Genomic DNA, 14,975 nt, shown 5'->3' on the forward strand with positions numbered 1-14,975 from the left:
CGGGACTCAACTCCTCAGCAGGATCGCGGATGTGGGGACACACTCGCCCGCCGTGACCAGGCAGGTACTGGCGTCGGGCACCTGGGCGGTGGAGGTGCCGCGCAGCTGTTTGACGCCTTCGGTGATGAGGTTGAAGCCGTGGACGTAGGCCTCGCTGAGCCCGCCGCCGCCCGTGTTGAGCGGCAGCCTGCCGCCGATCTCCAGCGCGCCGCCCTCGGTGAACCCGGCGCCCTCGCCGCGCCCGCAGAAGCCGTACCCCTCAAGAGAGAGCGGGACGAGCGGGGTGAAGGCGTCGTAGATCTGCGCGACATCGACGTCGTCGGGGCCGAAGTCGGCGTGCTTCCACAGATGCCGGGCCGCGGTCCAGGAGGGGCCGGTCAGCGGTTCGTCGTTCCAGTAGTTGACCATGCCGTGGTGCTGGGCGGGCAGGCCCTGGGCTGCCGAGTGCACGTACACGGGTTTGCGCCGGCAGTCGCGGGCGCGGTCGGCGGAGACGATGACGACGGCCAGTGCCCCGTCCGTCTCCAGGCAGTTGTCGAAGAGGCAGAGCGGTTCGCTGATCCACCGCGAGGTCATATACATGTCGCGGGTCAGCGGGCGGTCGTACATGATCGCGGCCGGGTTCTGGTTGGCGCGGTTGCGGCAGGCCAGTGCGACGTTGAAGAAGTGGTCGCGGGTGGCGCCGTACTCGTGCATGTACCGCCGGGCCAGCATGCCGATCTCATCGGCGGGCCGCAGCAGGCCGAAGGGGCGGGTCCACTGGGCGGGGGCCGGCAGCTGGACCGTCGTGTTCTTCCAGGGGCGCGGGCCGCTGCCGCGTTTGCGCGCCCGCCAGGCGACTCCGACGTTGGCCTGTCCGGTCGCGACAGCCGCCGCGAGGTGTGCGATGGTCGCGCAGGAGCCGCCGCCTCCGTAGCCGACCTTCGAGAAGAAGGTCACGTCGCCGGCCCCGACGGCCTTGGCGACGTCCACCTCGTCGGTGTCCTCCATCGTGTACGAGGAGAACGCGTCCACCTCGGACGGTGCGATCCCGGCGTCGTCCAGCGCGGCGAGGATCGCGCGGCAGGCCAGCGCCTTCTCGGATTCGGGGAGTTGCTTGGCGAACGCGGTCTGGCCTATCCCGACTATCGCCGTTGCGTCTTTGAGCGTCGCCACTGCCATCGCCACCTCCGGGGACGTCATGACTGCTGACAGCGGGGAAGGCTACAGCTAATCTGACGGATAGTCAGCTACTGGTCGCGGGAGGCATACGATGCGCGGGGACATGGAGTGGGGCAGTATTCCGGCGCTGGTGCGGTCCGCTGCCGAACGGTACGGCGAACGGGAGGCGGTCGTCGACGGCCGTACCCGGATCTCCTACACGGAGTTGGGCGAGCGGGTCGAGCGGGCGGCCGCCGCGTGCATCGCGTCGGGGGTCGACGCCGGTGACCGGGTCGCGGTCTGGGCGCCCAACACCGTCGACTGGATCGTCTCCGCGCTCGGCGCGGTGACGGCGGGCGCGGTCCTGGTCCCGCTGAACACCCGCTTCAAGGGGGCGGAGGCGGCGTACGTACTGGAGCGCAGCCGCGCCAAGCTGCTCTTCGTGACCGGCACCTTCCTCGGCGCCTCGTACGTGGCGTCGCTGCGGCGCGCGGCCGGCACCGGGAGCGGAACCGGTCCGCTGCCCGGGCTGCCGCAGCTGGAGCAGGTCGTGGTCCTGTCGGACGACGCCCCGGAGTCCTTCCGTACCTGGAAGGACTTCCTGGCGGGCGGCGAGCACATCTCCGACGCGGCGGTACGGGCCCGCGCGGACGCGGTCGACTCCTCGGCGCTCTCGGACATCATCTTCACCTCGGGCACCACGGGCCGCCCCAAGGGTGCCGTCATCACCCATGCGCAGACCCTGCGCTGTTACGGCATCTGGTGCGAGCTGGCAGGGCTGCGCGAGGGCGACCGCTACCTCATCGTGAACCCGTTCTTCCACACCTTCGGCTACAAGGCGGGCATCATCGCCTGTCTGATGCGGGGCGCGACGATGGTGCCGCAGCCGGTCTTCAACGTGGACACCGTGCTCGCCAACGTCACCGCCGAACGCATCTCGGTACTGCCGGGCCCGCCCACCCTCCACCAGTCCCTGCTCGACCACCCGGCCCGCGACCAGCACGACCTGAGCGCGCTGCGGCTGGTGGTGACGGGCGCCGCGGTCGTCCCGCTCCAGCTGGTCGAGCGGCTGCGCTCGGAGCTGCACATCGCGACGGTGATCACGGCGTACGGCCTCTCCGAGGCGAGCGGCATCGTCACGATGTGCCGCAGGACCGACACCGCGGAGGTCGTCGCCACGACATCGGGCCGCGCGATCCCGGACACCGAGGTACGGGTGTCGGCCCCGCCCGGCGAGCCGGGGGAGGTGCTGGTGCGCGGCTTCAACGTCATGCGGGAGTACTTCGAGGCCCCGGAGGCGACAGCGGAGGCGTTCACGCCGGACGGCTGGCTGCGCACCGGGGACGTGGGCATCCTGGACGCGGCGGGCAATCTGCGGATCACCGACCGGATCAAGGACATGTTCATCGTCGGCGGCTTCAACGCGTACCCGGCGGAGATAGAGCAACTGCTCGGCCTGCACCCGGACATCGCGGACCTGGCGGTCGTCGGCATACCGGACGGCCGCCTGGGCGAGGTCGGCAAGGCGTACGTGGTCCGGCGCCCGGGCGCGACCCTGACGGCGGACGACCTGATCGCATGGTCCCGCCGCGAGATGGCCAACTACAAGGTGCCGCGCGAGGTCGAGTTCGTGACGGAACTGCCCCGGAACGCGAGCGGGAAAGTGGTGAAGGGGGAGCTGCGGGGGCGGAGTGGCGGGCGGGGGTAGCGAGCCGACCGCCATGAGCGCCGGGAGAGTCTGCTCGGCACGGGTGCTGGTGCGGTCCGTCTGACGCCGGGGGGATGCGGCAGGGCGTGCCGCATCCCCCCGGCCGACGGGTGGCGTCACGCCGCGCGGGACTCCAGCGGGGCCGCGGTGATGTGGCCGTTGTCCGGGCCCACCGTGGCGGCCCGGACCTGGGCGGTCGACGGGTCGGTGTCCGTCACATGGCCGTTGGCCAGGGCCGGTGTCGCGGAGGCTGCCGCGGTGGCGAGCACTAAGGCGGCAGTGGCGAACAGCTTCTTCGTCAGCGTCATGGCAGCTCTTTCGTTACGGTGGGTCGGATGGGTGCGGACATACGGCAGTGGCCGTGGTGGCTCCCCCTCCGGGCCGCCACGGCCACTGTTCCCCCGGTTCCCCCGTGCCCCGTCGTAAAGGTCTCAGATCACGCGGGCTTGTCGGTGACGTGCGCGTTGTCGGGCTGCACCGCGGTCGGCTTGTCGGTGACATGCGCGTTGGCGGGCTTCGCGACGGTGGGCTTGTCCGTGACGTGCGCGTTGTCCGGATCGACGGTGGTGTCGTTCTGCGGCTCTGCGGCCATGGTGGTCAACTCCCCTGTTCGTGATGGTCCGTGGTGCTGAAGCCCGTCCGGCTGCTCCCCCGAGCGCGGCCGGACGGACGTTCCGCAGGCCGCTCACCTTAGTTCGCCGGTGCGGGGCCCTCCTGACGACCGCCTGCCCCCCGACGCGACGGGTCGTCGTGGAATGAGAATGTCGGGTCGCGATAAACAAACGATGAACGCCCGATACGAGGCAGGGACAGGCTCGTCCGCGGCTCGGACTCAGGCCGCCGGCAGGGGCGTCAGCAGCCTGCGCACCTCGTCCGCCTCCGGTGACTTGAGCTCCTCGTAGATGGCCAGGGCCTCCAGCCAGCAGACCCGCGCCCGGCCCGACTGCCCTATGCCGTTCAGGGCGCGGCCCAGCACGGCGAGGACGTTGCCGCGCCGCCACTCGCCGCCGATGCCGCGCAGGACGGTCAGCGCCATCTCCGCCTCGGCCGCCGCCTGAGCACAGTGGCCCGCCGCGATGTCGACCTCGGCCAGCCGGAAGAGCGCCATCCCCTCCCAGAGCCGCTGCCGGCTGTCGCGGAAGACCTCCAGGGCCTCGTGCAGCCGGTCCGCCGCCGCGGCGAGGTCACCGCTCTGGGTCAGCGCGACCCCCAGCGCGTAGCGTCCGTTGGCCCCCTTGAGGGCGTGGCCCAGGCGGTCGTACGTCTCCATGCCCTGCCGGGAGAGCGCCACCGCCTTGTCGACGTCCCCGGTGACGAGGTGCAGCCGCGACAGGTTGCACAGCGCGCTCGCCTCGCCCGCCATGTCCTCGCAGTCCCGGAACCCTTCGACGGCCCGGGTGAGATGGGCCTTCGTCGTCCCGACGTCGAAGTGGCCCTGGTAGAACTTCAGGATGCCTCGCAGGTTGGCAGCCCAGCACGCCGACAGCCGGTCCCCGGTGTGTACCGCGAGCCGGTCCGCCTCCTCTGCGTCCTGCCCGGCCAGGTCGAACCGGCCCGCCACGTGGTGGACATAGGCCAGCGTGATCGCCGCCCGCCCCTCGGCGTGCTCGTCCCGTGCGGTCCGCGCGGCGTCCCGCAGGAGACCGGCCGCGTAGCTGTACTCCTTCGAGTTCGCCCCCGACTCCGCCAGATCGAGCGCGGCCCACAGCAGGTCGACCGCCCGCCGCAGTGTGCCGGTCGCGCCGGCCGACTGGCGGACGCACGCCAGCAGTGACATCGCCTCCGCGTACAGCCAGTCCTGGGCGTCGTGCCGGTCCGTGAAGGCCAGGCCCTCGTACGTCGTCGGCTCCAGGTGGTCGACCAGCCGGTCGCCCGGGCGCTCGATCGCGTACACCCGGGCCGCGGTCGCCAGATAGAAGTCGAGCAGCCGCGACAGCGCCAGCTCCCTTTCCACCGGCGGCTGTTCGTCGCGCTCGGCGCAGGAACGCGCGTAGAGCCTGACCAGGTCGTGGTAGCGGTACCTGCCGGGCGCGGCCGATTCCAGGAGCGAGGTGTCGACCAGTGACTCAAGGAGGTCCTCCGCCTCCCGGGCCGGCATGTTCAGTACGGCGGCGGCCGCGGCCAGCGAGAGGTCCGGGCCCTCCGCCAGGCCCAGCAGCCGGAACGCCCGTGCCTGCTGCGGCTCCAGCTGCCCGTACCCCAGCTCGAACGTGGCCTTCACCGCCAGGTCGCCCGCCTGGAGTTCGTCCAGCCGGCGGCGCTCGTCGGCGAGCTTCGCGGCCAGCACCGAGACCGTCCAGGTACGGCGGGCCGCGAGGCGCGACGCCGCGATACGGATCGCCAGCGGCAGGAAGCCGCAGGCCGCGACCACGTCCAGGGACGCCTGGCGTTCGCTGCCGACCCGCTCCTCGCCGACGATCTTCGTGAAGAGCTGGAGCGCCTCCTCGGGCGACATCACATCCAGGTCCACCAGATGCGCACCCGCCAGATCGACCATCCGGGCGCGGCTGGTGACCAGGGCCGCCGACCCGGCCGTGCCGGGCAGCAGCGGGCGGATCTGCGCGGCGTCGCGCGCGTTGTCGAGCAGGACCAGGACCCGGCGCCCGTCGAGCGCCGTCCGGTAGAGCGCGGCGCGCTCGTCGAGCGAGTCGGGGATGGCCGAGTCGGCCGTACCGAGCGCGCGCAGGAACGCGCCGAGCACGGTCTCGGGCTCCGCCGCGCGCGACCCCGCGCCCTGGAGGTCGACATACAGCTGCCCGTCGGGGAAGTGCGACCGTGCCGCGTGCGCCACATGCACGGCGAGCGTCGTCTTGCCCACTCCGCCGATGCCGGCCAGCGCCGACACGGCCATCACCGACCCCTCGGCGGTGCCCAGCCGGTCGCCCAGCTCCCGTACGAAGGCGGTACGCCCGGTGAAGTCCGGCACGGTGGCGGGCAGCTGTGCAGGCCTTACGGCGGTGGGCGCGGCTGGCGCCGACTCCTCGGCCGGCCGGGCCAGTTCCGCGTCCGCCTGGAGGATCCGCTGCTGGAGCCTGGCCAGTTCGGGCCGGGGGTCCACCCCCAGCTCGTCGGCGAGCAGTTTGCGTGTGTCGGCGTACACGGCCAGCGCCTCCGCCTGCCGCCCGCTGCGGTACAGCGCCAGCATCAGCAGCTCGCGCAGCCGCTCCCGCAGCGGATGGGCGGCGGTCAGCGAGGTCAGCTCGGAGACCGCCTCCGCGTGGCAGCCAACCTCCAGGTCCATGTCGAGCCGCGACTCGGTCAGCTGGAGCCGCCACTCCTCAAGGGCGGCCCGCTGGGTCTCGGCGTACGGCCCCGGCACGTTCGCCAGGGGCTCGCCGTCCCACAGCTCCAGCGCCTCGTCGATCAGGGCGCGCGCCGTGGAGCGGTCGCCGCTGCCGGCGGCCTTCTCGGCGTTCGCGGCCAGCTGCTGCGCGCGGTGGAGGTCGACGGACTCGGCCCGTATCCGGATCGCGTACCCGCCCGACTCGCTGACCAGGACCTCCGGGTCCAGGACCTTGCGCAGCCTGGAGGCGTACGTCCGTACCGCGGCCAGTGCCTGGGAGGGCGGGTCGTCGCCCCAGATCGCGTCGATCAGCTCACCCGCGGTGGCCGTGCGGCCGTCGCGGGTCAGCAGCGCGGCCAGCAGGGCGCGCTGCTGCGGCGATCCGGGCGGCAGCGCCTCACCGTCCCGCCAGGCGCGCACCGGCCCGAGCACGCTGAACGTGAGCCTGCCGTCCCGGCTCTGCTGCGGAGTCCGCTGCCCCGGTACGCGCGGCCCGCTGTCACGGTCCATAGCTGCCCCTGCCTCCTGCCCCGTGCCTGCTGCCCGTGCCTGTTGCTTCAGGTGGTTGTCCGGTCCTCACCTGTCCGCACCCGTCCGCTCGTATCGCACGGGCCAGTTTGCCTTGTTCATGGCGAGTACGTCAGCTCTGGGGGTGCCTCTCCACAAGCTCTCCGCCAACCGGCGCGCCGGACCGGCGCCGCATCTTTCGGCAGGGAGAGCCGCACCAGTAGCTGACGGTTCGTCAGATGGGCGCTACGGTGGAGAACATGGAGACTTTCCCGAAGATCATCTCGGTGGACGACCACACCGTGGAACCTCCCCACGTCTGGCAGGACCGGCTCCCGTCCAAATACCGGGACACAGGTCCGCGTATCGTCCGGGCGCCCCTCAAGTCCATGTCCTTCATGGGCGGCAAGTTCGCCCCGGTGATGGGCGCCAAGGGCGATGACGGGCCGATCGGCGACTGGTGGATCTACGAGGACCTGCACCGGCCGCTGACCCGCCTGGACACGTCGGTCGGCTACGACAGGGACGACATCAAACTCGAAGTCATCACCTACGAACAGATGCGGCCCGGCTCCTTCTCGGTGCCCGACCGCCTCGCCGACATGGACGTCAACCACGTCCAGTCCGCGCTCTGCTTCCCGACCTTCCCGAGGTTCTGCGGCCAGACCTTCACCGAGGCCACCGACCGCGAACTGGCCCTGCTCGGCGTCCGTGCGTACAACGACTGGATGGTGGAGGAGTGGTGCGGGCCCGAGGCGCACGGGCGCCTCATCCCGCTGCCGATCGTCCCGCTGTGGGACGCGCGGCTCGCGGCGGACGAGGTCAGGCGCAACGCCGCACGCGGGGTGCGCGCGGTCGCGTTCTCGGAGATACCCCCGTTCCTGGGGCTGCCGTCCATCCACACCGACGAGTGGGACCCGTTCCTCGCCGCGTGCGACGAGACCGGCACGGTGATCGGGATGCACATCGGCTCGTCGTCGAAGATGCCGTCCACATCGGCCGACGCACCGCCGGCGGTCGGCTCCACGATCACCTTCGCCAACTGCTGCTTCTCGATGGTCGACTGGCTGATGAGCGGCAAGTTCGAGCGCTTCCCGAACCTGAAGATCATGTACGCGGAGGGCCAGATCGGCTGGATCCCGTACATCCTGGAACGCGCCGACGTGGTCTGGGAGGAGAACCGCGGCTGGGGCGGGGTGGCGGACAAGGTCCACCGGCCGCCGTCCGAGCTGTTCACCGACCATGTGTACGGCTGCTTCTTCGACGACGCCTTCGGGCTCAAGAACCTCGACTCGATCGGGGTGGGGAACGTGCTGTACGAGACGGACTACCCGCACTCCGACTCCACCTGGCCCAAGTCCCGTGAGGTCGGCGAGGCCCAGATGGGGCACCTGGCCCCGGACGTGGTGGACCGCATCGTGCGCGGCAACGCGATCGAGCTGCTCGGTCTGACAGAGGACGGCCTCTGGGCCGGGTGACGCTCCGCGCCCGGCATGAGCACCGGAGCGTGCGAGGTCCTGTTATTTCCTGCCACTTTTCACAGGGCGCACAGGAGGAGTCCCACCCATGACAAGGGTCTTTCCCGAAGGGCAGCTCGTCTACGGGATGCAGTTGCCCATCCAGTCCCAGAGCACCATCTACGCGGAGGCGTGGGAGGCCGCCGCCACCCCGCACGACCTCGCGGAGATCGCCCGCACCGCCGACCGCACCGGCTTCGCCTACATCGCGGGCTGCGACCACGTGGCCATCCCGCGGCGGCTCGCCGAGGCCATGGGCACCGTCTGGTACGACCCGGTCGCCACCCTCGGCTTCCTGGCCGGGATCACCCGGCGGGTACGGCTGATGAGCCATGTCGCAGTCCTGGGGCTGCGGCACCCGCTGCTCACCGCCAAGCAGTACGCGACCCTGGACCACCTCAGCGGCGGCCGGCTGATCCTGGGGGTCGGGGCGGGGCACGTGCCGGAGGAGTTCGAGGCCGTCGGGGCCGACTTCCCGGGGCGCGGCTCCGTACTGAACGAGTCCATCGACGCACTCCGGTCCGCACTCGGCCCCGACGAGTACCCCGAACACCACGGCGAGCTCTACGACTTCGAAGGCCTCGCGCAGCTGCCCAGACCGGCTCAGCGCCAGGTGCCCGTCTGGGTCGGCGGGTCGTCGCCGGCCGCTGTGCGCCGGGCCGCCGAGCGGGCGGACGGATGGCTGCCGCAGGGTGACCCGCGCGACCGGCTGCCCGCACAGATCGCCCGGCTGCGCGCGCTCAGGGAGGCGGCCGGGGTGACGGACCCGATCGAGATCGGTGCCATCACCGAGCCGCTGTACGTGGGGGAGCCCGGCCGGCCGGTCGGGCGCAGGACCCTCACCGGCAAGCCCGACGCCATCGCCGATTCGCTGCGGGAGTACGCGGCGATGGGCGTCGACCAGATCCAGGTGCGGTTCCGCAGCCGGAGCCGTACCGAACTCACCGACCAGATGGCGGCCTTCGCCGCCGACGTCGCTCCGCACCTCAATCAGTAGTCAGTCAGTTGCTCCGCACCTCAATCAAGGGAGAGCGGTTATGGGCAAGCTCGACGGGCGGGTCATCGTCATCACCGGCGCGGCACGCGGACAGGGGGAACAGGAGGCGCGGCTCTTCGTGGCCGAAGGGGCGAAGGTCCTGCTCGGGGACGTGCTGGACGAGCAGGGAGCGGCGCTGGCCAAGGAGTTGGGGGAGTCCGCCGCGTACGTACGGCTCGACGTGACCCGGGAGGCGGACTGGAGCGCCGCCGTCGAGGCGGCCAAGGAGACCTTCGGGAAGATCGACGGGCTGGTCAACAACGCCGGGATCCTGCGCTTCAACGAGCTGGTGACGACGCCGCTCGACGAGTTCCAGCAGGTCGTACAGGTCAACCAGGTCGGCGCCTTCCTCGGCATCAGGACGGTCGCACCGGAGATCGAGGCGGCGGGCGGCGGGACCATCGTCAACACCGCCTCGTACACCGCGCTGACCGGGATGGCGTTCGTCGGCTCGTACGCGGCGACCAAGGCCGCGATCGTCGGTCTGACCCGGGTGGCCGCGATGGAACTGGCGGCGAAGGGCATCCGGGTCAACGCGATGTGCCCCGGCGCCATCGACACCCCCATGAGCAACCCCGCCCAGCTCGACCCGGACGCGGATCCGGCGGAGTCGTCCGCTGCCCTGGACGAGCTCTACCGGAAGCTGGTGCCGCTGGGGCGGGTGGGCAGGCCCGAGGAGGTCGCCAGGCTGGCGCTCTTCCTCTCGGGCGAGGACTCCTCGTACATCACCGGGCAGCCGTTCGTCATCGACGGCGGCTGGCTGGCCGGGGTCAGCATCTTCTGACGCACAGCTTCTTCCGACGCACAGCTTCTTCCGACGCACAGCTTCTTCCGACGCGCAGAACGCGCAGAGCACCTTTCTGACGCACAGACCCGCATGTGACATGTGTACCTGACTCATCGTCAGGTATTGACGCTCCTCGCGTGCGGTGCCACAGTCGACTTCACCGCGATCTGACGATGTGTCAGATAAGCGGCAGAGACCTAGGGACGGTGAACCCCTTTGGAATTCGGGCTCTTTGTACAGGGATACGTACCGAAGCAGCGCGCCCAGGCCGATCCCGAGGCCGAGCACAAGGCGCTGATGGAGGAGACCGAGTACGTCATCCAGGCGGACAAGTCCAACTTCAAGTACGCCTGGGCCTCCGAGCACCACTTCCTGGAGGAGTACTCGCACCTCTCCGCCAACGATGTGTTCCTCGGCTACCTCGCGCACGCGACGGACCGCATCCACCTCGGATCCGGCATCTTCAACCCGCTGGCACCGGTCAACCACCCCGTCAAGGTCGCCGAGAAGGTGGCCATGATGGACCACCTCTCGGAAGGCCGCTTCGAGTTCGGCTCGGGGCGCGGTGCGGGCAGTCACGAGATCCTCGGGTTCATGCCGGGCATCACGGACATGAACCACACCAAGGAGATCTGGGAAGAGACGATCGGCGAGTTTCCCAAAATGTGGCTCCAGGACGAGTACGTCGGCTTCCAGGGCAAGCACTGGTCCCTGCCGCCGCGCAAGATCCTGCCCAAGCCGTACGGGAAGGCGCACCCGGCCATGTGGTACGCCGCCGGGTCCCCCGCCTCGTACGCCATGGCCGGCAAGAAGGGCCTCGGGGTGCTGGGGTTCAGCGTCCAGAAGGTCTCGGACATGGAGTGGGTCGTCGAGTCGTACAAGAACGCGGTGAAGGAGGCCGAGCCGATCGGCGCCTTCGTCAACGACAACGTCATGGTGACCTCGACCGCGATCTGCGCCGAGACCCACGACAAGGCGGTCGAGATCGCCGTCAGCGGCGGGCTCAACTACCTTCAGTCGCTGCTGTTCCGCTACCACGACACGTTCCCCAGGCCCGATGGCATACCCGAGTGGCCGGAGCTGCTGCCCGAGTACAGCACGGAGATCATCGAGCTGCTCATCGCGGAGGAGCTGATGATCTGCGGTGACCCCGGCGAGGTGCTCCAGCAGTGCAAGCGCTGGGAGCAGGCGGGGGCGGACCAGCTGTCGTTCGGGCTGCCGATCGGGATCTCGTCCGAGGACACGCTCAACACCATCAAGCTGATCGGTGAGCACGTCATCCCGCAGATCGACACGGACCCGGTCCACCGGACGACCCGCTTCCGGCAGACCGGCGCGTAGGGCCTGCCGTTCGGATCAGGCCGGACCGCCACCTCGGGGCGGACGGCGGCTCCATCCCGGACGGCTGCCGTCCGGTTCCGGCCGGTGCGTACGGGGGAGCGGCCTTCCCGTATGCACCGGCCGGAGCCATGCGCCCGGCCCGGCCGACCGGGACGGAACCGCACCCGGGCCGGATCCGGTCCGCCGCGCCGCCCAGAAGAGATACAGAGAAGGGACCAGACCACATGCTCGACCACCTCATCCGCGGAGCGACCGTCGTGGACGGCACCGGTGCCCCCTCGTACGTCGCGGACCTCGGCATCCGGGACGGCCGCATAGCCGTCATCGCGAAGCCCGGCACCGTCACCGAACCCGCCGCGACCACCGAGGACGCGACGGGCCTCGTGCTCGCCCCCGGCTTCGTCGACCCGCACACCCACTACGACGCACAGCTCTTCTGGGACCCGTACGCCACCCCGTCCATGAACCACGGCGTCACTACCGTCGCGGGCGGCAACTGCGGCTTCACCCTCGCCCCGCTCAACCCGGACCACCCCGGCGACGCCGACTACACGCGCCGCATGATGTCCAAGGTCGAGGGCATGTCGCTGGTCGCGCTCGAAGAGGGCGCCCCGTGGAACTGGTCGACCTTCGCCGAGTACCTGGACGCCCTGGACGGCCGTACCGCCGTCAACGCCGGCTTCATGGTGGGCCACTGCGCCCTGCGCCGGCACGTCATGGGCGCCGACGCGATCGGCGGACAGCCCACCGGCGAACAGCTCGCCGAGATGCTGCGGATCTTCCACGAGGCGATGGAAGCGGGCGCCTGGGGGTTCTCCACCACCCAGTCGTCCACCCACTCCGACGGCGACGGCGAGCCCGTCGCCTCCCGGCACGCGAGCCCCGCCGAACTGCTCGCCCTGTCCAAGGCGGTCGGCGAGCACGAGGGCACCCAGATCGAAGCGATCGTGGCCGGCTGCCTCGACCAGTTCAGCGACGAGGAGGTCGACCTCTTCGTAGGGATGAGCGCGGCAGCGGGCCGCCCGCTCAACTGGAACGTCCTGACCATCGACGCCGCCGTACCCGAACGCGTACCGCGCCAGCTCAGCGCCAGCGACCGCGCGCGCAAGGAGGGCGGCCGGATCGTCGCCCTGACGATGCCCATCCTCACCCCGATGAACATGTCGCTCGGCACGTTCTGCGCGCTGAACCTGATACCCGGCTGGGGCGACATCCTGGGGCTCCCGGTGCCGGAGCGGATCGCCGAGCTGCGCGACCCCGACGTACGGGCCGAGATGCTGCGGCACGCCAACAGCAAGGAGGCGGGCGTCTTCCGGCGGCTGGCCAACTTCGGGCGGTACGTCATCGGTGACACCTACTCCGAGGCCAACGAGGGGCTCAGCGGCCGGGTGGTGAAGGACATCGCGGCCGAGCGCGGGCAGGAGCCGTTCCACTGCCTGGTGGAGATCTGCGCCCACGACGAACTGCGCACCGTGCTCTGGCCGATGCCCAGCGACAACGACCCGGACTCCTGGGAGCTGCGGCGCAAGACCTGGGAGCACGAGGACGTGATGCTGGGCGGCTCCGACGCGGGCGCGCACCTGGACCGGATGTGCGGGGCCCCGTACACGACGCGCTTCATCGGCGACTGCCTGCGCGGCCGCAAACTGGTCGGCCTCGAAGCGGCGGTGAAGATGCTGACCGACGACCCCGCCCAGCTCTTCGGGCTGCGTGAGCGCGGCCGGATCGAGGAGGGCTTCCACGCCGATCTGGTGCTGTTCGACCCGGAGCGGATCGCGGCGGGCCCGGCGACGCTCGTGCACGACCTGCCGGGCGACAGCCCCCGTCTCGACTCACGGGCGATCGGCATCGTGTCGGTACGGGTCAACGGCGTCGAGACCATCCGGGACGACGAGATCACCGGCGCGGTGCCGGGCACGGTGCTGCGGTCCGGCCGCGACACCAGGACGGTGGCGACCCGTTGAGCGCAGGCCAGGAGCAGCGGGTGAACGCACGCCAGGAGCAGGGGCTCTTCATCGACGGCGAGTGGGTCGCGCCGGACGGCGGGCACTACGACGTGATCAACCCGGCCACCGAGGAGAGCGTGGGACCCGCGCCCGAGGCGAGCCGCGAGCAGGTGTACGCGGCGGCCGCCGCCGCCCGTGCGGCCTTCGCGGGCTGGTCGCGGACGGCGCCGGAGGAGCGCTCCGCGATCCTCGCCCGTGCGGCCGGCATCATGCAGCGGGAGTTCCTGCCGTACGCGGCGCTCGCCCAGGCGGAGAGCGGCGCCACCACGGGGACCGCGCGCGGGATGCAGGTCGGCGTGGGGGTGGCACGCTTCCGGCGTTACGCGAAGGGCGCCCTGGAACCGGTCGAGCAGGGCCTGCCGCCGCAGATCAACGAGGCGGGCCCGATGGGGAAGGCAGGCGTCTTCGGGGCGCTCGCCGCCCGCCGGCCGGTGGGAGTGGTCACCTGCATCACCTCGTACAACAACCCCTGGGCCAACCCGGCGGGCAAGATCGCGCCCGCGCTCGCCATGGGCAACACCGTGGTCGTCAAACCGGCCCCGCAGGACCCCCTCTCCGTCTTCCGGATGGCGGAGGCGCTGACCGAGGCGGGTGTGCCGCGCGGGGTGGTGAACGTGGTCAGCGGGACGGGTACGGAGGTGGGCGAGGCGGCCGTCGACTCACCGGACGTCGACATGGTCAGCTTCACCGGCTCCACGGTGGTCGGCAGGCGCATCGCCGAGGTCTGCGGCCGCGGTATGAAGCGGCAGCTGATGGAGCTGGGCGGCAAGGGTGCGGCGCTGGTCTTCGACGACGCGGACCTGGAATCGGCGGTGTCCGGGATCGGCACGACCTTCTCCTTCTACAGCGGCCAGATCTGCACGGCGCCCACCCGGGTACTGGCCCAGCGTGGTATCTACGACCGTCTGGTCTCCCAACTCGCCGCATACACAGGGCACTTGAGGGTGGGTGACCCGGGTGAACGGGGCACGGTGGTCGGACCGGTGATCTCGGCGGCCCACCGGGACCGGATCGAGTCGTACGTGGAACTCGGCCGGAAGGAGGGCGCGACGGTCGTCGCGGGCGGCGAACGGCCGTCGTTCGACAAGGGCTTCTACACCGCGCCCACGCTGCTCGCCGACTGCACCAACGACATGCGCGTGGTCCGCGAGGAGATCTTCGGCCCGGTCGTCGTGGTGGTCCCCTTCGACGACGAGGAGGAGGGCATCGCCCTGGCCAACGACAGCGACTACGGCCTGCTCGACTACGTCTGGTCGGGCGACGTGGCACGGGCGTTCCGGGTGGCGGCACAGCTGCGGGCCGGAGGGGTGGGGGTGAACACCATCGGCCGGAACATGGAGGCGCCGTTCGGCGGGTTCAAGCAGAGCGGAGTGGGCCGGGACGTCGGCTCGTACGCCCTGCACGCGTACAGCGAGCTCCAGTCGATCGTCTGGCCGGGGTAAGGGCAAGCAACACGTCTCACGCGTAAGAGGGGCTGCAAGGGTCGCTGAAGACCCTTGCAGCCCCTCCGCGCGATCTGCCACCGCGCCGGCAAAGACAGCCAGAGACAGCTGGCAAAGAATAAAGACAAGGAGAGCACTCTCCTTGCCACTCTCAACTTATAGCGCGACGGGGGGCTTGCCGCAAGGCCCCCGTCATGGCGCAGAATCG

General features: G+C 70.7%; 11 protein-coding genes. 7 read left to right on the forward strand and 4 right to left on the reverse strand.

From position 1 onward, the window contains the following. Positions 1 to 6 precede the first annotated feature (6 nt). The gene (locus OG385_RS18940) at positions 7 to 1,182 is read right to left on the reverse strand and encodes a lipid-transfer protein (protein WP_266855884.1); all 1,176 of its coding nucleotides are present in this window, start codon (positions 1,180 to 1,182) and stop codon (positions 7 to 9) included. Positions 1,183 to 1,252: 70 nt separating this feature from the next. Between OG385_RS18940 and OG385_RS18945 the strand changes: the two genes are divergently transcribed. Further along, on the forward strand, positions 1,253 to 2,848 hold the full coding sequence (locus tag OG385_RS18945) for a FadD3 family acyl-CoA ligase (protein WP_266855886.1): 1,596 nt from the start codon (positions 1,253 to 1,255) through the stop codon (positions 2,846 to 2,848). A gap of 116 nt (positions 2,849 to 2,964) precedes the next feature. On the opposite strand, the gene OG385_RS18950 is transcribed toward OG385_RS18945, so the two are convergent. The 3 genes from OG385_RS18950 to OG385_RS18960 form a co-directional block, all read right to left on the reverse strand. Then, complete coding sequence (locus OG385_RS18950) at positions 2,965 to 3,156, reverse strand: hypothetical protein (RefSeq protein WP_266855888.1); 192 nt, start codon at positions 3,154 to 3,156, stop codon at positions 2,965 to 2,967. A gap of 128 nt (positions 3,157 to 3,284) precedes the next feature. Beyond that, a complete protein-coding gene (locus OG385_RS18955; RefSeq protein WP_266855890.1) occupies positions 3,285 to 3,440 on the reverse strand; it encodes a hypothetical protein in 156 nt (51 codons plus the stop codon). Between the two features lie 240 nt (positions 3,441 to 3,680). Next, positions 3,681 to 6,641, reverse strand: coding sequence for an AfsR/SARP family transcriptional regulator (locus tag OG385_RS18960; protein ID WP_266855891.1), 2,961 nt, complete (start codon positions 6,639 to 6,641; stop codon positions 3,681 to 3,683). A 257-nt stretch (positions 6,642 to 6,898) separates the two neighbouring features. On the opposite strand from OG385_RS18960, the gene OG385_RS18965 reads away from it, so the two are divergent. The 6 genes from OG385_RS18965 (at position 6,899) to OG385_RS18990 (ending at position 14,767) form a co-directional block, all read left to right on the forward strand. Beyond that, positions 6,899 to 8,116: an amidohydrolase family protein gene (locus OG385_RS18965; protein ID WP_266855892.1), complete on the forward strand. Its 1,218-nt coding sequence runs from the start codon at positions 6,899 to 6,901 to the stop codon at positions 8,114 to 8,116. Between the two features lie 88 nt (positions 8,117 to 8,204). Continuing rightward, a complete protein-coding gene (locus OG385_RS18970; RefSeq protein ID WP_266855893.1) occupies positions 8,205 to 9,152 on the forward strand; it encodes a TIGR03619 family F420-dependent LLM class oxidoreductase in 948 nt (315 codons plus the stop codon). Positions 9,153 to 9,192: 40 nt separating this feature from the next. Beyond that, positions 9,193 to 9,975, forward strand: coding sequence for an SDR family NAD(P)-dependent oxidoreductase (locus tag OG385_RS18975; protein WP_266855894.1), 783 nt, complete (start codon positions 9,193 to 9,195; stop codon positions 9,973 to 9,975). Between the two features lie 219 nt (positions 9,976 to 10,194). Next, positions 10,195 to 11,319, forward strand: coding sequence for an LLM class flavin-dependent oxidoreductase (locus tag OG385_RS18980; RefSeq protein ID WP_266855896.1), 1,125 nt, complete (start codon positions 10,195 to 10,197; stop codon positions 11,317 to 11,319). A gap of 224 nt (positions 11,320 to 11,543) precedes the next feature. Further along, positions 11,544 to 13,283 (forward strand): amidohydrolase family protein, encoded by a 1,740-nt coding sequence (locus OG385_RS18985; RefSeq protein WP_266855898.1) that lies wholly within the window; start codon positions 11,544 to 11,546, stop codon positions 13,281 to 13,283. A gap of 20 nt (positions 13,284 to 13,303) precedes the next feature. Continuing rightward, a complete protein-coding gene (locus OG385_RS18990) occupies positions 13,304 to 14,767 on the forward strand; it encodes an aldehyde dehydrogenase family protein (RefSeq protein WP_266855900.1) in 1,464 nt (487 codons plus the stop codon). The last annotated feature ends 208 nt before the right edge of the window (positions 14,768 to 14,975 follow it).

It is taken from the genome of Streptomyces sp. NBC_01306 (assembly GCF_026340465.1).
GTDB lineage: Bacteria > Actinomycetota > Actinomycetes > Streptomycetales > Streptomycetaceae > Streptomyces.